Genomic DNA, 20388 nt, shown 5'->3' with positions numbered 1-20388 from the left:
CTGACCAGAGATATCACGCCGATGAAAATTTTATTCGTGCATAATAATTTCCCGGCGCAGTACCGAAATCTCGCGGCGGCGTTAGCGAGTGAGTCAGGATTTGAACTCGCCGCGATTGGTGCATCGAATGCGCAGCCGATGCCTTCGGTCAAGTTGATTAAATATGCTCTGCATGACGCTGACGTTTCGGGCACGCATCCGTTTGCCAGACGTTTCGATCTTGAATGTCGTCGCGCTGAGCAGGTGCTTTACAGCCTTTCAACACTGGCGACATCGGGATTTACGCCGGATGTCATCCTTGCCCATCCCGGATGGGGCGAAACGCTGCCGTTGCGCACCATGTTTCCCAAGGCGCGGCAAGTGGTCTATTGCGAGTTCTTCTACGGCGCCGAAGGTCGCGACATCGGCTTCGATCCGGAATTCCCAATCTCGGGCCTGGATGGCCATATCGGGTTGCAGCTCAAGAACGCGACGACCTTGCTTGCATTAGCTGATTGCGATGTCGGAATTTCGCCGACAAATTGGCAGCAGTCGACTTTTCCAAGGCATTATCAAAGCAAGATCGAAGTTATTCACGAGGGGATCGATACATCGCGCGTGCGACCTGATCCCCAGGCGCGTCTGATGCTTCCAAACGGCCGTCAAGTCGGCCGCTCGGATGAAATCGTGACATTTGTCGTGCGTAACCTGGAGCCGCTTAGGGGTTACCATATCTTCATGCGCGCGCTTCCGGAAATATTGAGGCGGCGGCCCAACGCACAGATTGTCATTATCGGCAGGGATGGATTGTCGTATGGCCTTCCTCCGCCGGCGGGCAGCAATTGGAAGTCGATTTTTCTGCAGGAGGTGCGCGATCGGATCGACATGTCGCGCGTTCATTTCATGGGCGGAGTTCCGTACAGCACTTTTATTGCGGCACTTCAGGTGTCATCTGCGCATGTCTATCTGACGTATCCCTTCGTGCTGTCGTGGTCTGCGCTGGAAGCGATGAGCGCCGGCTGCCTGGTGATAGGGTCGGATACCCCGCCTGTGCGTGAAGTCATCAGTTCCGGAGACAACGGCCTGCTGGTTCCTTTTTTCGCGGTCGATGAAGTGGCTGCGCGGGTCGTTGAGGCGCTTCAGGAACCCGATCGGTTTTACGCCATCAGAGAGGCTGCCCGGCAATTTGTCGTCGAGCATTTCGACGCGGAGCGGGTATGCCTGCCGCAAATGCGTCAGCTTCTCGACCTCAAGGAATCCCCATCATCGGCGGCTGCCCGACGAAACGTCTGGAGAGGACGCTCGGCGTCGGAATGGCCTAAAGCCGCCCGACGCTCCCGCAAATCTATATCGCCGCCCAAGGTGGAATGGTCAGACGAAGGCTGTTCCGGCCGGACTGGCTGAGACCATGAATGGAAATAATTTTGATGGATTTGAAAGAAGAGTCGTTCTGAAAAAGAGTCGTTCTGGTGAATGCGCTTTTTTTATTCGTTCTAAAATCATCGACGAGAGAATCTCTCCGATCACATATCCGATTTATTTTCAGGCATGTCTGAAATGTGAGTGAAGTCATCGATCGTAAGAGCCGCGCCTGAAAAGTCATCGTCGCTGAAATAAGCGCTGCGTGAAATCAGGACAGGAATTCCCGCGGCCGATGCCGAAGCGAGACCATTGCCGGAATCTTCGATAGCAAGGCATTGCGATCCCGGCAGGTCCAGTTGGGAAAGAACCTTGAGATAGACGTCCGGTGCAGGCTTCTTGTTACGCACCTCGTCTCCGGCGACAATAGCCACAAACCACTGTGCCCAGTCCTTGCCCAGCGAGACTGTTAGCAACGCATCGATATTGTCGCGCGAGGTCGTGGTCGCAATCGCCAGAGGCTGCGCGCGCTTTCGTGCCGCGGATAACAGGGCGTGAATGCCCGGCCGAAGCGAACAGCCGCCATTGGTTACCAATTCGGCGTATAGCCTGGTTTTTGCTTGATGTAATTCCGCGATCTCGCGATCCGACAGCTGTGGAGAAGCTCCATTTCGCGACGCGTCGAATGCGCGGATACGTTCCTTTCCACCTGTCACTCGCAGCAAGTCCTTGTAGAGGGTGCGGTCCCAGCACCAATCAAGGCCAGCTTCGGCGAATGCGGTATTGAAGGCCTTGCGATGAGCCTCCTCCGTTTCGGCGAGCGTCCCGTCGACATCGAAGATCAAGGCGCTTGCCTGAACGATCAACGCTCTTACGTCGTCCAGCGGAATATTATTGGCAGACGCTTCGCTCATTCCATTTCACCGGGAGGCAGATCGCAGACAATCATGCGATAGATGTGTGTCTCCGCAGCTGTCGCCGCAGACTCGTTGCAGACAGCGAAACTTCGGCGCCTGATATTTACGCCACCATCTCCTTGGTCTTCTCGGCGCGCTTGCGCTCGTTGGGATCGAGATGCTTCTTGCGCAGGCGTATCGACTTCGGCGTTACTTCGACGAGTTCGTCGTCCTCGATATAGGCCAGCGCCTTTTCCAAAGTCATCTTAATCGGCGGTGTCAGCCGCACCGCCTCATCCTTCGATGTGGTGCGGATGTTGGTGAGCTGCTTGCCCTTCAGCACGTTGATCTCGAGGTCGTTATCGCGAGTGTGCTCACCGACGATCATGCCGCGATAGACCTTCCAGCCGGGCTCGATCATCATCGGGCCACGATCCTCCAGCTTGAACATCGCGTAGGCCACGGCTTCGCCCTGTTCGTTGGAAATCAGCACCCCGTTGCGGCGGCCTTGAATGTCGCCTTTGTAGGGCGCGTAGCCGTGGAACAGCCGGTTCATGATCGCCGTCCCGCGGGTGTCGGTGAGAAGTTCGCCCTGATAGCCGATCAGGCCGCGCGTCGGTGCGTAGAAAACCAACCGTAGCCGGTTGCCGCCTGACGGCTTCATCTCCGTCATTTCGGCTTTGCGCTCGCTCATCTTCTGCACCACGACGCCGGAATGCTCCTCGTCGACGTCGACCACGACCTCCTCGATCGGCTCCTGCCATTCGCCGCTCGCCTCGTCCTTTTTCAGCACCACGCGCGGCCGCGATACCGATAGCTCGAATCCCTCGCGCCGCATGGTCTCAATCAGGATCGCGAGCTGCAATTCGCCGCGGCCAGATACCTCCATCGAATCTTTGTCCGCAGCCTCCGTCACACGTAGTGCGACATTGCCTTCAGCCTCACGCAGCAATCGATCCCGGATCATGCGACTCGTCACCTTGCTGCCCTCGGTGCCAGCCAGCGGCGAATTGTTGACCATGAAGGTCATGGAGACAGTCGGCGGATCGATCGGCTGCGCGGGAAGCGGCTCCTCGACAGCGGGATCGCAAAAGGTGTCGGCTACCGTGCCCTTGGTCAATCCTGCGATGGCGACGATGTCACCAGCCGTTGCTTCCTCGAGCGGCGTGCGCTCAAGACCGCGGAAGGCGAGGATTTTCGAGATGCGGCCCTGCTCGATCAGTTTCCCGTCCCGCGCCAGCACCTTGATGCTCTGGTTCGGCTTGATCATGCCCGAGGAGATTCGGCCGGTGATGACACGGCCTAGATAGGGATTGGCCTCGATGATCGTCCCGATCATGCGGAAAGGTCCGTCCTCCACCTGCGGCGGTGGGACATGCCGCACGATCAAGTCGAACAGCGGTTGCATGCCGGCATCCTGGGGTCCCTCTGCGCTATCTGCCATCCAGCCCTGCTTTGCCGAGCCGTAGAGGATCGGAAAGTCGAGCTGCTCGTCGCTGGCCTCGAGCGCCGCAAACAGATCGAACACCTCGTTGATGACCTCGGTCGGACGGGCGTCCGGGCGATCTACCTTGTTGATGACGACGATCGGCTTCAGCCCGACCTTCAGTGCTTTGGAGACCACGAACTTGGTCTGCGGCAAAGGACCCTCGGCCGCATCCACCAGCACCAAGGCGCCATCCACCATGTTGAGGATGCGCTCAACTTCACCGCCGAAATCCGCGTGGCCGGGCGTGTCTACGATATTGATGCGGATGTCGTTCCATTGCACCGAGGCGGCCTTGGCGAGGATGGTGATGCCACGTTCGCGTTCCAGGTCGTTGGAATCCATGGCGCGCTCGACCACACGCTGATTGTCGCGGTAAGTGCCGGACTGCTGGAGCAGACGATCCACGAGAGTGGTCTTGCCATGGTCGACGTGAGCGATAATCGCGACGTTGCGGAGATTCATGGGTTGATTCTTCTTCATCAAGAAAACCGCGCATCGCCCCGGTTTTGGGCGGCGGTCTTATTTACGGGGATAAGGTCACGAGAAGGGCGCGGCGTGATCGATTCACGCGGCAAAAGCGGTCAGGGATTCGTCGCTTCCGGCCAGGTCATTGCCACTTCTTGTCTGAAATGCCGAATACTAGGTGCGAACAGCCACATTGCGGCTCCGGCGCTTTCGCTGCGACGCTATATAGCCGGAAATCCTCAAAAAACAATGCGTCGTTTGCCGTTTGGCGAACTCATTTTGCAGATGACGGGAACCGCTTTGGTGCTTCGGTCGGGTAAACGCCACGCAAAACCTCTTCAAAATGGTTCCTTACGGCGTCGTTGCAGAGACAGGCGCGAGTAGCCAAGGCTGCCCGGTCGCATACCAGAATGGCGCCTCGCCGGGTCGCCAGAACGCCTTCAATCTTGAAGGTCTGGATCACGCGGCTGGTATAGCTGCGCCCGACACCCAGCATGGTCGATAACTGCTCGTGGGTAAGTGGTACGAGATCGCTGCCGGTACGCTCCATCGCCGAGAGGATCCACTTGGCCGTGCGCTGCTCGATCGAATGGATGGCGTTGCAGGCGGTGGCTTGAAAGACCTGCGCCAGCATGCAGTCGGCATAACGCGCGAAGAGATCTTGCAGAGTGGGGGATTTTGTTTTTGCGGCTTCCAGTTTCGCAACCCGTAACCGCACGAATGGCCCGCCGACCTTGACCATAATGCGTGTATAGGCTGGCAGATGGCCGTGACTAACGATGCCGCCGACCGCCCCCTCCCGTCCGACCAGAATGGTTTCGACATCGCGGCCATCCTCGTTGGGGACGAGATAGGACGCGAGACTGGATCCGCAGGGAAAATGGACGGTTTCGACATCGTCTCCCGGATTATAGAGCAGGTCGTCGTTTTGACTGCTGACGGTTTCGAGACTGGACTTGATCAGTGTGAAATCGGTGTCGCTTAGCCGACGCAGAAGGTTGTTGTACGGTCGGTCCTGCTGGTTCGTGTCCTGTGCCGCCATGCTGCGCCTTTCTTTTTAGCGCTTCCTAACGCAAGCGCGTATTAAGTTATGTGCAGAAGTGAACAGACAAAGCTTTACCGCTATGGTCAGTTCCATGCGGGAACCGATCAGGTCGGGTTCCAGCCGAGTTCGTTGCCGTGGCGTTCGGACGGACACTTCGTGGAAGTTATGGATACCGTTGTTCCCGATGATCCGGCTTCAAAGCCAGCCGGCATCCCTCGCGACGTGTTGATCGTTGAGGACGATGTCATTATCGCGATCGACGTTGAGCAGACCATTGCGGAGTTTGGCGTGACGTCAGCCCGGACTGCTTCAAATGTGGCGCAGGCGCTGGCCATGATCGCAGAACGTGCTCCCGACTTCGTGCTTCTTGACGTGGGTCTTTCGGAAGATAAAAGTTTTGCAGTCGCCAATCGGCTGGCCGTGTTGAAGATTCCGTTTGCTTTCGTGACCGGCTATAGCGGCGACAAAGCCTTTCCAGCGGAATACTCGGGTCGGCCCAGACTTTCGAAACCGTTTTCGCGCGATGAATTGTTCGCGATTTTGTCGAACTGGCGAAGCTGCAACCCGGGCTAATCCGAGCATCGTCTGCGGTGATATTACGGTTTTTCCGACTCAAAACCTGAGCGTGCAAGTTGTGCCCATCTCATGCGCTAGCATCGAGGATACCATCCAGACCGCGCACTAAACGCCGCACTTGCTGATATGGTCGCGCGAAACCATGGGAGGATGGCGCATGGCCATGTCGGAAGTGGAGAATGCAAGAGCGAGGCCGTTTGCGATCTGGACGATCGGCTTCAGACCGTTCTTCCTGATGGCTGGCGTCTGGTCGGCGGTGGCGCTTGCCGGATGGATCGCCATGATCGCAATGGGGCTCACGCTGCCCAGCCGCTTCGATCCCCTCACATGGCATATCCATGAAATGCTGTTCGGGTTCGTCCTGGCTGTGATCGCCGGTTTTCTGCTCACCGCGATTCCGAACTGGACCGGCCGTGCTCCGATCAGCGGTCTGCCGCTCGCCGCACTGGCGCTGTTGTGGCTCGCGGGTCGCGTTACGTGTCTCGTTTCAACGTCGATCCCGCTCGGGCTGGCTGCGGCAGTCGACCTTGCTTTCCCATTCGTGCTTTGCGGGGTTGTCGCTCGCGAAATCATTGTGGGCCGCAACTGGCGCAACATGGTCATGCCGGTCCCACTTGCCGTGCTCGGCGTCGCAGACCTTCTGATGTATCTGGAACTCGCAGGTTTTTCGGTACCCGCGGGTCTGGGATGGCGCCTGGCGCTGACCGCGATCATCGTCCTGATCTCGGTCGTCGGCGGTCGGATCGTCCCTAGCTTCACGCGTAACTGGCTCGTCAAGAAAAATGCGCCCCGCCTTCCGCCCGAACACGGACACATCGATAGCCTCGCACTTGTAACACTCCATGCGGGGATGATCGGATGGGCGATTTTTCCCGAGATCTGGCCTTTCGGGTGGCTGTTGCTTCTTGGCGCTGCGCTCAATCTTTGGCGGCTCGGCCGCTGGCGCGGCATGGCCGCCAGGGCCGAGCCGCTATTGACCGTTCTTCACACCGGATATCTGTGGGTCATCGTCGGGGCGGCTTTGCTGGGCGTTTCGATGCTGACCGATCATGTGCCTCAGGCCGCGGCAATCCACGCGCTGACCGCCGGCGCCATCGGAACGATGACGCTTGGTGTCATGACCCGCGTTTCACTCGGCCACACCGGACGCGCCCTCACATCGGATCGGATCACCGCCTTGATCTACCTGCTCGTGATACTCGCCGCCATCGCCCGGGTGGCAGCTTGGGATAGTGGATCGTCAGCGATGTTGATCGAGGTTTCGGCTGCATTGTGGATCGGCAGCTTCGGCCTATTCGCGCTCCGATACGGACCGATCTTGGTGGCGCCCCGCGTGCAGCCCGTGGACGTTCAGCCCGGCAAATAACAAAGTTATTCGCCGGGGCGGCGAGTGCTGGCGCGGTGCACAACCTCGGGACATTCGTGGCCTTGCCGATCTAATCGTGTTTATCGGTCGACGTTGAGCACCGCGCCCGTCGTGGCATCGACGTCGACTTCCATATACCGGTCGGCTGCGTCGCGGCCTTCGATCTGCCACTCATGACCGGCGAACTCCGCGTCAGAGACAGCGGTAATACCGACTTCAAACGCGACGCCAAGCGCCTCTTGCATCGAGAGAAGACTACCGGAGTCATAGGCCATCGCCGGAGTGGCCGCGCCGAGGGAAACCGCGGCAGCCATCGACAGAATGTACTTTCGCATGTGAAACTCCTTGTCGAGGTCATCAAGCTGTGCACGTCGCAGTGCAACATCAATGAGAACCGAGAGCCCTGCATTGCGTTCCCGTCCCCCACGCGGCAAGTTTGAGCAAGTGGGCGGGCGGCCGTGGCGTTTTTCTGGCCATACCTTGGCGAGCCAACATGCGGGTCGTCGCGATCGGATGCCGAGATACCTATGCTGAAGATGTGTGGCGATCAACTCCTGCATCTGCGCTCCACCGACCCCGTCGCGCTGCAAGAATTACCGCCCGGATAAACTTCCGCTTTTCTTATCGGCCGGTGGCGGATCGATCCGGCATTGCATCATGCAGTGCAGCCCTGTGCCGAGGAATGCGATCTCCGCTTTCCCGTCGAACGCCCGTAGACCGGCATTCAGGAGCTGCGTTCCAAACCCCGGCTTGCCCTGCGCAGTGATCATAGGCCCGCCTGATTCGTCCCAGACGATTGACAGCAGGCCGTTGGTTACAGTCCAAGACACATGGAGCAGGCCATGGGGCGTGGAGAACGCGCCGTATTTGGCGGCGTTGGTGGCGAGTTCATGAAACATCAGCGCCAAACTGACCGCGAGCTTCGTCGGCAGAAAGAGGGGACCGCCGTTCAGCGTAAACCGGACGTGGCCGTAGGGGCCGAGCTCCGAGCGTAGCAGATCGATGATATCGCAGCCACGTTCGTCGGTGCGTGCGATCAGGTCATCGGCTGTTGCCAGCGCGCCGAAGCAGCCGTCGATCTTGGCCCGGGCCGCCGGATAATCGTGAAGCGCCTGTCTGCTCACCGCATGAATAGTGGCGAGTTTGTTCTTGAGGCGGTGGCGCAGTTCTTCCACCACGAGTTCGCGATAGCGCTGTTCCTTTTCGAGTTCGGTCGTGAGTTCGCGGTGATGGACGACGAGAGAACGATGGCGTCGCACCCCCAGGATGATGAGCGCCGCGACGACAAAATAGATCGCCATAAGTATTGCCGCGGCCATAACCTGTGGCGCCTCGCCGAAATTCAGCATCACGCCGAGAGCTGCGCCGCCAATCGCGGCGGCAATTCCGGCTCGCTCTCCGCCGAACGCGGCTGCGACAAAAACGCCGGGAAGATAGATGCTGTAAGGTACGTCCGTTCGCAGCAGCGAGATGCCGAAGCGGAACGCGGTGGCGAGCATCAGGCAGACGGCCGTGAGGCCGAAACCCAGAACCGCCGGAGGCTCGGAGATTCCCTGCCACCCGCGCCGGAATTCCTCGATCCACTTGGCCATCCGGCCCCCACTGCAATGTCACGCCGGCACCGCTGAAATTCGCCGGGGCAGATGTCTGCAGGCAGCTTAGCTTAAAGGCACGGCCGGCTAGCATACAATCTTTCTTCCGCAAGGGAATTGACCCAACCGTCCTCGAGGCTCGATGCTTTCGAGACAAGCTGATGTGATCCGTTTCCGGTCTGCGGAACGTCCGCAACAGGATGCGTCTAGTCCAGCCCTGCCAGTTGCGAGCACGCCTGGCGGTGATCAAGCTCCACGCTCATGGACAAAGGCCGCTCTCCCCCAGCGCGCGTTTTTTGCCGGGATATTGGATAGAATTCGGTATAACTTCCGCTGTCTTCCCTATAGTTCGCTACGCTTCTCATCACGTCAGGAATTTTGGCTGGATTGCCATGGACATATCACATTTAGCCGAACATTTCGGGACCGTCGGCGGGGTGGCCGCTTCGTTCTTTGTGGTCGCCACCTGCACCATGCGGACCATGATCCCGCTCCGTGCTTTCGGCATGCTGGCCAATCTCATGCTGATGATCACTGCGCTTCCGCTCCACAATTTCCTGCAATTGGGGCTTCACGCAGGACTGTTCTGTCTCAACGGCTATCGCTTGCACCAGATGCTTCTGCTCGTGCGCGAGGTGAAGAAGTCCGTCAACAGCGATCTATCGATGGACTGGCTGAAGCCCTTTATGACCAAGCGCAAGTGCAAGACCGGAGAAATGCTGTTCTATAAGAACGAAAAGGCGGAGACGATGTTCTACATCGTCAGCGGCCGCTACCGTCTGGTGGAGTCCGGCATTGAGCTTCCGGTTGGCGCAATAGTTGGTGAGCTCGGCATGCTGTCTCCTTACAACGAGCGCACCCAATCGCTGGAGTGCATCGAGAGCGGTACGGTGCTCAGCGTGAGCTATCGCCAAGTCGAGGAGCTTTACGTCCAGAATCCGGAATTCGGTTTCTATTTCCTGCGGCTGGCCAGCGCGCGGCTGTTTCAGAACATTGGCAGGCTCGAAGAGCGGCTCGCTGAACATGCGGCGCCCGCGGTCATGACGCCTAAGCTCGCATGAATTTCGGCAGAAGCAAAGCCGCAGACGTTCTTCCCGCCATCCGTTCGATGTTCGCGACTGTTTCAGGCGAGAACAACCATCTCATTCCGACGCTGCCGGCGGACATGCCTGAAGAAGCGAGGCGTGTGGCGGTCGATGGCGTGAAACACCTGGTCGAATATCAAGGAGCAGGTTACGCGCAGTTGTATGTCGCCCGGCTTCGGCGGTTTATCGGCCGGCGCAATGTTGATGATAAAGTGTTTGCCGATATCGCGCGTCTGATGGCCGTGCGTATGGCTTATGATGATCCTATCCGCATGGCGCAGCTCAAGCTTGCTGAATTCCGAATGGGTCTGCATGTTCCGTCTGATATTCGCAAGCTACGTCTCGATGAGCTGGTGTCCGTGCTCCCAAAACGGGGAGCCGATCCTGTATTCTCGCTGCTTGACCGCCTCGGGTGGCGACACCTGCCGGTCACCATGCGGTTCAGTGCAGCGAGTGGATTGGGGGTTAGATCCCTCAGAATCAAGACGTCGCTCAGGCGATGGCGGCTGTCATCTCTCCGTTATGCCAATGAGCGCGTTTGGGTCGAGCGCTGGCTGCATATGATCGATCGCAGCCTGGCAAAGCAGCCTGCCGCAGTCGCCGCGGTGGTTGCGACGGCCGAAATGGTGCAGGGATACGGGGATGATTACGCTCAGAATCTGCGTAACTGGAATCTGATTATCGACCATCTTGTCAAACCGACCTTCGACGGTGCGATGTGCTGCTCTGATCTGGGTGTCTCAATAGCCGAGGCGCGGGCGGCCGTGGATCGTGATCCTCAGCAGGAATCGTTGAAGCGTGTCATCGCGGGGATAAGGGAGCGGGCCGGTGCCGACACCCGGAGGGTCGATTGAGCGGTGTATCCCGGTCCAGAGATGGCATAATGAAGGTGCTTGAGCCGCTCGATGCGCAGAACGCTCGCACAGCTTGCCTCGTTCATGAATATGCGAACTTCAAAAACCGGACATTAGCAGGGGCGTCTGCGTGATACTTCCTTCGTTGTCGTCGTCGATCGCAGTGGGTCCGCTTGTTGGCTGGATGGTCGTGCTGACCATCAAGCATGTGTTGGCCGATTTCGTGTTGCAGAATTCCTGGATGGCGGTCGGCAAGGATCAAAAGACCGGCTGGGCGCTGCCGCTGCTCTCGCACTGTCTCGTGCATCTCGTGTTGGCGCTAGTGCTGATTCTGCTTATCGCGCCACGCTTCTGGTTCATCGCCTTTATCGATTTCGCGATTCATATCGTCGTGGATCGCGCCAAGGGTATCTGTGTCTCCGCCTTCGACGTGACATATCAGCACCCGTGGTTCTGGACGCTGATAGGCGTCGATCAGACACTGCATCATCTCACCGGATTCGGTCTGGCGATCGTCATGGCATTCAACGCGTGACCTGAAATACGTGATCTGGCGACGGCACCTGCGAATCGCGAATCGTGGCCCGGTTTGATTCGGAACCGGAATGCAAGTCTCCCCGGCCTGACTTTGCGGGCGTGGTTAACTTCTCGTTAGGGAATTGTGTTGCATCCTCAGGACTTGAGGAGAGTTGCGCATGTGCTCTAGCGCCGACGCTTTCGAGAACGACATCTGCCCAGTCAAGGATGATCTGTTGGGCGCCATGTATCGCGCCAGCGAGCATGGGTTGCCTCAGCTCATTGCCAGCGTCGCTCCGGATGTACGAGCGATGCTGGCACTGTTCTGCTACCACCGGAGCCATCTGCACGCACTGGCTTTGTCAATCGCTTCAAGCTGCACCGAGCGCGATCTGGTCGCAGTCGGTGGCCGCGTCGGTTCCACGCTGTTCGCGCTGTCACGCAACGCACGGCAACCCCATGCTCCGTCGCAGCACGGCCAGCGCAAGCCCATTACGTTGTCAACAAAGCCGCTCAGCACGTTCGTGCCGCTCGACGACCTGGCCGACGACGAGGAGGCTGCGCTGGTACCGGCATAACGGTCGCGCAGCTCAAACGCCTATTTCTTTTCCCTGGTGATGATGCCCGGCAATGTGAGATTGCCGGAAGCGACCTTGTAGGTGCCGGTGACGCAAAGAAGCGGGGCCTTTCCGGCTTCGTTGACCTGCAGATGCGCGGCGACGGCATCAAAGTTGACGTTCTCCGCTCCCTTGACTGGCACGGTAATACGCACCGTTTGTCCTTTGAGAACGGGGCTCATGCCTGGGCTGTCCAACGCGAGAGGCAGGCCGGGCGCGGTGGCCGGCAATAGATCCTGCCCCGGCGAAATGTCCAGCACCTTGAGGCCGCCGGCGCAGCCCTTGTCGCTGGCTAGTACTACCCAGTGCGAATGCCAGCCCGCGCCGTCATTGGTCGGATCGCCATCGCCGTTTTCGTCGAACAGCGGTGTGTCGTCAAAGTCCGGATGTGCGGTAATGGCGAGCGCCAGGATGCCGGAACCTTTAGCAAAGCCGACCGTCGCGGGATCGAGCTTGGTCGGCCAGACGTAGGCGTCGACTTTGGCGCCGGCGAGCTTTCCGACCTTTTGCGGTTTCAGCGAACCGGCATCGCCGCTGACCTCCATGGCGAAGGTGGCAAGCCGGCCGTCGGTCGAGGCGGAGGCGCTGGTGACGTCGAACGCCGGGGGCACCGCCGCATCTGGTTTAGAATGGATATCGTGGGCGAAAGCGGAGGTTGACAGCGTACCTTGCAGCAAGATGAAAGCTAACGTTCTCGTGGAGAGCTTGGGCATGGAGGCGAACATAGAGAACTCCAGTTGTTAATATCGAGTCGATACTATATGTCTGATCGACGATCGGAGTGTCAACTAAAAATAGCGAGTCGCTACTATGTTATTATCCAAAGCCCTTGAAGCGGCTTATCTGATTGACCGCCTGGATCGGCTGACCCGCAGCGGCGGAAACATCGCGGAGCTCAATCCTGCGCAGTGGGAGGCGTTGCGCTACTTGTCACGGGCTAATCGTTTCTCGCGCACGCCGGCGGCGCTTGCCGGTTACGTTGGCTCGACTCGAGGGACCATTTCACAAACCCTGATTGCGCTGGAGCAGAAGGGGTTGGCGTCGCGGCAGTCCAGCCGGCGCGACGGCCGCTCGGTCGAATTGGCGCTGACCCGGCGCGGCGAGGCCGTATTGAGGGATGATCCGCTGCGGCGGCTGGCGGACGACATTACGGCCGCCACGGGCGGCGATGCTGGCGAGTTGCTCGCGACGTTACAGGGCATCCTGTCGGCAACGATCGCGAGGAACGACGGACGGGCTTTCGGAGTCTGCCGCACATGCAGGCATTTCCGCCACAATGCCAAACCGGGCAGCGCCTCGCCGCATCATTGCAATTTACTCGATGAAGCGCTCTCCGATTCTGATGGGGGCGCGATCTGTCAGGAGCACGATGCTGCCGCCTGAACAGCAGCTCGATCATGATTCCGGGTCGAAGCGATCCAAAATCACGCACGTGATAGATTCCAGAATTTTGAGAGGTGAGATGCGGACGGAAAGCCGCTACGGACCTTCCTTATCCCGCTCGGGTTAAGCTACTCCCGCAGTGAGAGCGCGCCAATCAGACGGCATCCACCAGAATCACCCGTATGTCGTTGACGTTGGTGAGCGTCGGTCCGGTGAATAGCAGGTCACCGCTGGCTGCGAAGAAGCCGGTGGCGTCGTTGTTGGCGAGATAGACGGCGGGATCGAGGTTCTGCGCGCGCATCGCCCCGTACGTGCGGGCATCGATCACGGCGCCGGCGGGATCGGAGGCATCGCCCGCTCCACCGTCGGCGCCATCGGTGTCGGCCGCCAGCGCGGAAATGCCCCGCGCGTCCTTAAGCTGTGATGCAAGCGACAGCGCATATTCCTGATTGGGGCCGCCGCGCCCGTTGCCGCGAACCGTTACGGTGAATTCGCCGCCCGACAGGATGGCGAGCTTGCGGCCGTCGGCTCGCGCCTTCAGCGCTAGTTTCGCGTGCTCCACTGCAACGTCGCGAGCTTCTCCTTCGAGATTCGCGCCGAGGTCGAGCACCTCAAAGCCGGCATCGCGTGCAAGTCTCACGGCGGCGTCGAGCGAAGTTCTTGGCCGTGCGACGATCTCGAAACGGGTGCGGGCGAAGGCGGCGTCGCCGGGCTTGCAGCTTTCGTTGGCGGGATCGTTGAGGGCGCGGCCAACAGCATCGTCGCATACGATTTTGTATTTTGCGACCAACGCGCGGGCGTCAGCCAGCGTGGTTGGGTCCGGCACCGTCGGGCCGGAGGCAATGGCCGTCGGCTCATCGCGCGGCACGTCCGATATCGCCAGCGTGACGATCTCGGCGCGCCTGCCCGTGCGCGCAAGCCGCCCGCCCTTGATCCGCGACAAGTGCTTGCGCACCGTGTTGACTTCGCCGATCGGGGCGCCGGAGCGGAGCAGGGCATGGTTGAGCTGCTGCTTCTGAGCGAACGACACGCCATTCACAGGCGCAATCCAGTTCGCCGAGCCGCCGCCCGAAAGCAATACCAGCAGCAGATCGTCGGCTGTCGCGGTACTCGCGAGGGTCAGACTGACGCCGGCGCTGCGCCAACCCGCTTCATCGGGCACGGGATGGCCGGCCTCGATCACCTTGATTCGACGCGTCGGCACGCTATGGCCGTAACGTGTGGTGGCGAGGCCGGTCAGCCGGGCGGGATCAAGACCGGCAGCGTCGAGATAGTGTCGTTCCACCACTGCGGCCATGGCAGCGGCGGCTTTGCCGGCGGCGAGGCAGATCACGCGGCCTTCCGGCGCGGGTGGCAGATGTGCCTCGAGAATGTTGTCAGGATGCGCGGCGGCGACACTCGCGTCGAAGAGGGCACGCAGCAGCTTGCGATGGTCGGTCATGCTCGGATCTTGCCGAACGGCGCAAGACGTTGAACAGGTCGCATGTCCATCGGAAGCGGACCGAGCCAACCCTGCTCAAAAAACTTACCTGGAATGTCGGCTCGAGCCATCGCCGTTCGTCTGGAAGAAAGGCACACACTCTGACCGGATGGACGTTCCATGCAGCTATTATCGATATGCTCGAATCTGGATTGTCTCTACCTGATCGTATGCTGGATCAAGCTGCGGATTTTCTCCGCGCTGAGAGATTTTTGCCTGCCTTTACTCTCGGCGAACCAACCAGGCTTGTTCCGACTAGGGCGTTTCGAGCGAAGTGGATGCCGGTTCGCGCGAAGACAACGCGTCAGATCGCAATCATAGAAGCCACGCGTCTAATCCGCGTCAGAAGCGAAAAGATCTAGCGGTTGGAGACCTGCCGAGGCAGCGGTAGGGCAGGTGAGCCTGCGGCATCCGATACCCTGGCAACGGCGCCGCGGCTATTCATCATCGCCTCGAGCCGGTCGCGTTCCTTCTCAAAGCCGGCCAGGATCGTGCCGTCCAGTGATCGCCCCCGCGGAAGCCTGACGCGCATCGGATCGACGAAGCGGTCGTTAACGAGAATTTCATAGTGCACGTGCGCTCCGGTGGAGCGGCCGGTCGAACCGACAAAGCCGATCACCTGCCCTTGCCGGACGCGCTTGCCTGGTTCGAGGCCCTTGGCGAAGGCCGACATGTGACCGTACGCGGTTTCATAGCCGTTGTTGTGCTTGATACGGACATACTTGCCGTAGCCGCCTTCCCATTCTGCTTTTTCGACGACGCCGTTGCCGGTCGCGAAAATTGGTGTGCCATAAGGTGCCGCCCAATCGACGCCGGTGTGCATTTTCACGTAGCCGAGGATGGGGTGGCGCCGAACGCCGAATCCTGATCTCATGATCGCGCTGGCGACCGGTTTGCGGACCAGGAACTTCTTCGCGCTCTTGCCGGTCTCGTCATAAAAATCGACGGCGGCGTCGTCGGGAGTTTGGAAACGATAGTATTTCTTGGTCTCACCACCCACGGTGAGAGAGGCATAAAGCACTTCGTTTTTCTCGGTCGTCGGTGTTCCTTCGTCGTCGCCGGCGTAGAAGACGTCAAATGAATCGCCGGGCTGGACCTTGCGCTGGAAATCGATGTCGTAGGAGTAGATGCGGACCATGTCCTCGATGATCGCTGGCGGCACCTTGTCCCGCAGCGCGGTCTCGTAGATGCTTTGATAAAGTCGGACTCCGCGGTCATCGTCGGTGTCGCTGCTGTCAGCGACATCGGCGATCGAATTCATGCTGGCGACGTCGACAGCGACGTAATTGCCGAGATCCGACAGTGCGGCGACAGCCTCAATGGTGGAATCGTTCGCCACGATCACGCGGTAGGGGACGAGTCGCTGGTCGGAGGCCGCAGGCGCCATCAGGACGCGCAACTTCTGGCCTTCCCTGAGTCCGCCGTCGCGGCCTCGAGGTCCGAGCGTGCTTGCGATCGCATGGGCTTCTTCCGGCGTTGCGCCCTGGTCCCGCAGCACCGAGGCGATGGTGTCGCCTCTCCTGACCAGATGCACGCGCTCGCCCAGTGGATTGCCGCCGGTAAGTTGTTCGCTGGTTTTCGAAAGCAGCGTGACGTTTTCCGGGACAATACGGGCCTCAAACCCGGCATAGGGGTCTACGCTACCTTCGGCGGCGTAGGCCATTTTGATGCCCGACGTCGGGCCAGCGGTCTCTACCGCAGCCCCCGCCATCGTGTACCGCACACCGCTGTTGCCGCGCCAGTTCGAGGCATCGCGTACCCGCATCAAAACTTCATCGATCGGGATGGTTGCCGCGATCGTCGCCTTCGGGAGGATCGTTGCGAGATCACGGGTCACGAAGGAAACTTCGGCGTCTGGTTCGGCCGCCGTCGCGGCGCTTGTATCGTCTGTGGCAGTGCGGGCGTGGCTACCACCGTCGGCCAGCAGGCGTTGCGCGTTGAATGGCGGAATCTTTGCGCTGAGATCGCCGGTCGCCATCGACAGGTTGCCGGATACCCGAACGAAGGGCCGGACCCGCATCACGTCGCGGTTGCCGGCGCGGGTCACGGTCGAGACGCGAATGACCTGCCTTGCAGCGGCCGCCTCGCTCGGCGGCGGCAGACGATCGCTCTTGTGAAGGCTGGCCTGATGGTCACCGGTTCCGAACGAGCCGCGAAGTCCGCCTTCGACGCGCTCGGCTACCCTCGCAAAGGTGGTTTCACCATCGAGCGACGCAAAAACGGCGCCGCCGATAAGAGCCGCGCCGCACAGGCCTGTAAGAATGGTGCCGCTGAACCACTGCACGGAGATGCGGCGGCGGTCGATGACGGCGGCTTCGGATCCGTCCGCAGAAAGCGGCGGCTCATGACCCAGGTCAATGATCCGCGTCTCGCGTCCTCGATCCCCACTGCGTGCTGCGTTCAATCCGCCGTCCCCCAAATTCCTGCAACCGGCGAAACTCTTGCGTATCCCGGCGTCCGACGCCCTCGGGCGAGAGACGAAAGATTCGCGTGCTTCATGCTCAAGGCTCCCGCCGGTTGGCCTGGGTCACGAACATCAACGGCGTCTGAGCCCTCGATGCATTGCGGTCGCCTGGACAAGGCGATGCGACCGTGGATGACCACCGTCTGCTGAAAGCTACCAATTCCTGGACTTAACGAAATGGCCGCTGCCCCTAGCAATCGGCGATTCAAGACTTATTTCTGGAGAACGTCGCAGGAATGTGGCTCAAGTACGGCATTTCGCAGGGCTTTTTGGCCTGCGATGTTGTTTTACCCGATGCAACAATTTGTTGACGATGGGCGTTGACAAGCGTCCGACGGTGGGACTATAAACCGCCCACTGAACGCGGCGCGGCCTTGGGCCTTACCAAGGCCCTTAGCTGTGTCGGTGAAGCTCCTCACTAGGTTGAGTGAATCAACAGCCGATAGCCATCGGTTGTTATTTGTCGTCCGGTGAGTGCTTCACGGATCTTCCAGCGATGGAAGATGGGTCCTTGGACCCGGGCTGTTTGACAAGTGAAGATGAAGAAAGAGAAACGTGGACGGCGGAGTCCTTGCGGGTTTCGATCAATGAAGGCTTCGGCTTTCGTGGATTGAGGCCGGACGAAAGACTTCGGCGGTACACGTTTTAAAGGTTACACCATCGTCATCAGCGATGTGAATCGCGGATGGCTGTTAGCTTCGGCTAACAAAAAATGGTGGGACCTCGTCAAACGTTGTGATCAGCCGGCTCAAAGTTTCAAGTCCAACTTGAGAGTTTGATCCTGGCTCAGAGCGAACGCTGGCGGCAGGCTTAACACATGCAAGTCGAACGGGCGTAGCAATACGTCAGTGGCAGACGGGTGAGTAACGCGTGGGAACGTACCTTTTGGTTCGGAACAACACAGGGAAACTTGTGCTAATACCGGATAAGCCCTTACGGGGAAAGATTTATCGCCGAAAGATCGGCCCGCGTCTGATTAGCTTGTTGGTGAGGTAATGGCTCACCAAGGCGACGATCAGTAGCTGGTCTGAGAGGATGATCAGCCACATTGGGACTGAGACACGGCCCAAACTCCTACGGGAGGCAGCAGTGGGGAATATTGGACAATGGGCGCAAGCCTGATCCAGCCATGCCGCGTGAGTGATGAAGGCCCTAGGGTTGTAAAGCTCTTTTGTGCGGGAAGATAATGACGGTACCGCAAGAATAAGCCCCGGCTAACTTCGTGCCAGCAGCCGCGGTAATACGAAGGGGGCTAGCGTTGCTCGGAATTACTGGGCGTAAAGGGTGCGTAGGCGGGTCTTTAAGTCAGAGGTGAAATCCTGGAGCTCAACTCCAGAACTGCCTTTGATACTGAGGATCTTGAGTTCGGGAGAGGTGAGTGGAACTGCGAGTGTAGAGGTGAAATTCGTAGATATTCGCAAGAACACCAGTGGCGAAGGCGGCTCACTGGCCCGATACTGACGCTGAGGCACGAAAGCGTGGGGAGCAAACAGGATTAGATACCCTGGTAGTCCACGCCGTAAACGATGAATGCCAGCCGTTAGTGGGTTTACTCACTAGTGGCGCAGCTAACGCTTTAAGCATTCCGCCTGGGGAGTACGGTCGCAAGATTAAAACTCAAAGGAATTGACGGGGGCCCGCACAAGCGGTGGAGCATGTGGTTTAATTCGACGCAACGCGCAGAACCTTACCAGCCCTTGACATGTCCATGACCGGTCGCAGAGATGTGACCTTCTCTTCGGAGCATGGAGCACAGGTGCTGCATGGCTGTCGTCAGCTCGTGTCGTGAGATGTTGGGTTAAGTCCCGCAACGAGCGCAACCCCCGTCCTTAGTTGCTACCATTTAGTTGAGCACTCTAAGGAGACTGCCGGTGATAAGCCGCGAGGAAGGTGGGGATGACGTCAAGTCCTCATGGCCCTTACGGGCTGGGCTACACACGTGCTACAATGGCGGTGACAATGGGAAGCAAAGGGGCAACCCCTAGCAAATCTCAAAAAACCGTCTCAGTTCGGATTGGGCTCTGCAACCCGAGCCCATGAAGTTGGAATCGCTAGTAATCGTGGATCAGCATGCCACGGTGAATACGTTCCCGGGCCTTGTACACACCGCCCGTCACACCATGGGAGTTGGTTTTACCTGAAGGCGGTGCGCTAACCCGCAAGGGAGGCAGCCGACCACGGTAGGGTCAGCGACTGGGGTGAAGTCGTAACAAGGTAGCCGTAGGGGAACCTGCGGCTGGATCACCTCCTTTCTAAGGATGGTTCTTCAACAGCTTGCTGTTATCGAACCGTTTTAGAAACATCAGTGGCCAATGATCGTCAGGATCGTTGAGCTGCATTGGCGGGATTTCGCCGTCTTCGTTTCTCTTTCTTCGCGGACGAACACGCGCCAGGGGCGACGCTTGTGCTCATGATCCGGTTAAGCCGGCGGAGTGCGCTGTCCCTAGTCGTTAGGGGCTTGTAGCTCAGTTGGTTAGAGCGCGCGCTTGATAAGCGTGAGGTCGGAAGTTCAAGTCTTCCCAGGCCCACCATTTGATCAAGTGCAGCATTCGTCTTCTGGTACGGGGCCATAGCTCAGCTGGGAGAGCGCGTGCTTTGCAAGCATGAGGTCGTCGGTTCGATCCCGTCTGGCTCCACCAGATGGTTTGATTGATCGACATTGTTCGATCGTCCGCGAAAACAACGCTTCGCATGTCTCATTTGTTATAGATGGACATGCGGGTTTTCTGACATCGTAAAGAGGAGATCGATCCGAGTCTGGATCGTGGGTCGTGCTGGAAAGCACGGTCTGCGCCCATTCACTATCTCCAGGTCATTTCGGCGCTCGGTCATGTCGTAACGCAAGTTGCGAGGTGAACGGGTTGTAAATGATCCTGTTAGCGAAGCTTGACCGCCTCGCTATCGGTTCGATCTTACGAAGCAAGCTGGTCTTTCTAATCAATGTCCAGCCGCATGCAGCATTCATCGAGGGTGCGTGTTGAGGGGGCTTTCGGGCTCCTGACGCAGGTGTGCGGATAACATTCTGCCGAGTGTGTGGATATTGATAATGAGAGCAATCAAGTGCCTTAAGGGTGTTCGGTGGATGCCTTGGCGCTGAGAGGCGATGAAGGACGTACTACGCTGCGATAAGCCGTGAGGAGCTGCGAAGAAGCTTTGATCCACGGATTTCCGAATGGGGAAACCCACCTTCGATAGCCGAAACTCTAAGCGCATGATGACGCA

General features: G+C 59.0%; 16 protein-coding genes, 2 tRNA genes and 2 rRNA genes (1 of these 20 only partly in view). 12 read left to right on the top strand and 8 right to left on the bottom strand.

Features of this window, described 5'->3' with window-relative positions; translation table 11 throughout:
* The first annotated feature begins 21 nt into the window (after positions 1–21).
* Complete coding sequence (locus tag AC1RT6_RS07165; RefSeq protein ID WP_079445709.1) at positions 22–1383, top strand: glycosyltransferase family 4 protein; 1362 nt, start codon at positions 22–24, stop codon at positions 1381–1383.
* Positions 1384–1502: 119 nt separating this feature from the next.
* Here AC1RT6_RS07165 and AC1RT6_RS07160 read toward each other — a convergent pair whose 3' ends face one another.
* From AC1RT6_RS07160 to AC1RT6_RS07150, 3 genes are all read right to left on the bottom strand, one after another.
* Positions 1503–2252, bottom strand: coding sequence for an HAD-IA family hydrolase (locus AC1RT6_RS07160; protein ID WP_079445710.1), 750 nt, complete (start codon positions 2250–2252; stop codon positions 1503–1505).
* Between the two features lie 106 nt (positions 2253–2358).
* On the bottom strand, positions 2359–4185 hold the full coding sequence (typA, locus tag AC1RT6_RS07155) for a translational GTPase TypA (RefSeq protein ID WP_079445780.1): 1827 nt from the start codon (positions 4183–4185) through the stop codon (positions 2359–2361).
* Between the two features lie 277 nt (positions 4186–4462).
* Positions 4463–5230 carry a Crp/Fnr family transcriptional regulator gene (locus AC1RT6_RS07150; protein WP_079445711.1) on the bottom strand — a complete coding sequence of 256 codons (768 nt, stop codon included), beginning with the start codon at positions 5228–5230 and terminating at the stop codon, positions 4463–4465.
* 168 nt (positions 5231–5398) lie between these two features.
* Between AC1RT6_RS07150 and AC1RT6_RS07145 the strand changes: the two genes are divergently transcribed.
* Both AC1RT6_RS07145 and AC1RT6_RS07140 read left to right on the top strand, forming a co-directional pair.
* Positions 5399–5806 carry a response regulator gene (locus tag AC1RT6_RS07145; protein ID WP_079445781.1) on the top strand — a complete coding sequence of 136 codons (408 nt, stop codon included), beginning with the start codon at positions 5399–5401 and terminating at the stop codon, positions 5804–5806.
* A 160-nt stretch (positions 5807–5966) separates the two neighbouring features.
* The gene (locus AC1RT6_RS07140) at positions 5967–7175 is read left to right on the top strand and encodes an NnrS family protein (RefSeq protein WP_079445782.1); all 1209 of its coding nucleotides are present in this window, start codon (positions 5967–5969) and stop codon (positions 7173–7175) included.
* 80 nt (positions 7176–7255) lie between these two features.
* On the opposite strand, the gene AC1RT6_RS07135 is transcribed toward AC1RT6_RS07140, so the two are convergent.
* Positions 7256–7510, bottom strand: coding sequence for a PepSY domain-containing protein (locus AC1RT6_RS07135; protein WP_079445783.1), 255 nt, complete (start codon positions 7508–7510; stop codon positions 7256–7258).
* Positions 7511–7768: 258 nt separating this feature from the next.
* Entirely contained in the window at positions 7769–8767 is a 999-nt protein-coding gene (locus AC1RT6_RS07130) for a sensor histidine kinase (RefSeq protein WP_079445712.1), read from the bottom strand.
* A 392-nt stretch (positions 8768–9159) separates the two neighbouring features.
* Here AC1RT6_RS07130 and AC1RT6_RS07125 point away from each other — a divergent pair, with 392 nt between their 5' ends.
* The 4 genes from AC1RT6_RS07125 to AC1RT6_RS07110 all read left to right on the top strand — a co-directional run bounded on the left by AC1RT6_RS07125 (position 9160) and on the right by AC1RT6_RS07110 (position 11800).
* Positions 9160–9828, top strand: a complete 669-nt coding sequence (locus AC1RT6_RS07125) for a Crp/Fnr family transcriptional regulator (protein WP_079445713.1) — start codon at positions 9160–9162, stop codon at positions 9826–9828.
* Positions 9825–10706: a DUF6537 domain-containing protein gene (locus AC1RT6_RS07120; protein WP_079445714.1), complete on the top strand. Its 882-nt coding sequence runs from the start codon at positions 9825–9827 to the stop codon at positions 10704–10706. The genes AC1RT6_RS07125 and AC1RT6_RS07120 overlap by 4 nt, the downstream gene beginning before the upstream one ends.
* Before the next feature lie 130 nt (positions 10707–10836).
* Positions 10837–11241, top strand: a complete 405-nt coding sequence (locus tag AC1RT6_RS07115) for a DUF3307 domain-containing protein (RefSeq protein WP_079445715.1) — start codon at positions 10837–10839, stop codon at positions 11239–11241.
* Between the two features lie 160 nt (positions 11242–11401).
* Complete coding sequence (locus AC1RT6_RS07110) at positions 11402–11800, top strand: hypothetical protein (RefSeq protein ID WP_079445716.1); 399 nt, start codon at positions 11402–11404, stop codon at positions 11798–11800.
* Positions 11801–11820: 20 nt separating this feature from the next.
* Here AC1RT6_RS07110 and AC1RT6_RS07105 read toward each other — a convergent pair whose 3' ends face one another.
* Positions 11821–12564: a hypothetical protein gene (locus tag AC1RT6_RS07105; RefSeq protein ID WP_173815904.1), complete on the bottom strand. Its 744-nt coding sequence runs from the start codon at positions 12562–12564 to the stop codon at positions 11821–11823.
* Positions 12565–12649: 85 nt separating this feature from the next.
* On the opposite strand from AC1RT6_RS07105, the gene AC1RT6_RS07100 reads away from it, so the two are divergent.
* Positions 12650–13222: a MarR family transcriptional regulator gene (locus AC1RT6_RS07100; protein ID WP_079445717.1), complete on the top strand. Its 573-nt coding sequence runs from the start codon at positions 12650–12652 to the stop codon at positions 13220–13222.
* 154 nt (positions 13223–13376) lie between these two features.
* Here the strand turns inward: AC1RT6_RS07100 and AC1RT6_RS07095 are convergent, their stop codons facing one another.
* Positions 13377–14663 carry a glycerate kinase type-2 family protein gene (locus AC1RT6_RS07095; RefSeq protein WP_079445718.1) on the bottom strand — a complete coding sequence of 429 codons (1287 nt, stop codon included), beginning with the start codon at positions 14661–14663 and terminating at the stop codon, positions 13377–13379.
* 397 nt (positions 14664–15060) lie between these two features.
* Entirely contained in the window at positions 15061–17106 is a 2046-nt protein-coding gene (locus tag AC1RT6_RS07090) for a peptidoglycan DD-metalloendopeptidase family protein (RefSeq protein WP_472791292.1), read from the bottom strand.
* An 823-nt stretch (positions 17107–17929) separates the two neighbouring features.
* Between AC1RT6_RS07090 and AC1RT6_RS07085 the strand changes: the two genes are divergently transcribed.
* The 4 genes from AC1RT6_RS07085 to AC1RT6_RS07070 form a co-directional block, all read left to right on the top strand.
* Positions 17930–19418, top strand: a 16S ribosomal RNA gene (locus AC1RT6_RS07085).
* Positions 19419–19620: 202 nt separating this feature from the next.
* Positions 19621–19697 (top strand) — tRNA-Ile (locus AC1RT6_RS07080).
* A gap of 32 nt (positions 19698–19729) precedes the next feature.
* Positions 19730–19805 (top strand) — tRNA-Ala (locus AC1RT6_RS07075).
* A 415-nt stretch (positions 19806–20220) separates the two neighbouring features.
* Positions 20221–20388 (top strand): 23S ribosomal RNA (locus AC1RT6_RS07070) (it continues 2652 nt past the right edge of the window).
* Together the 16S and 23S rRNA genes with 2 tRNA genes alongside form the textbook arrangement of a ribosomal RNA operon.

It is taken from the genome of Nitrobacter sp. MLSD-S21 (assembly GCF_058809865.1).
The sequence above is the reverse complement of the archived record's forward strand: the minus strand, read 5'-3'. Positions and strand labels throughout refer to the sequence as shown.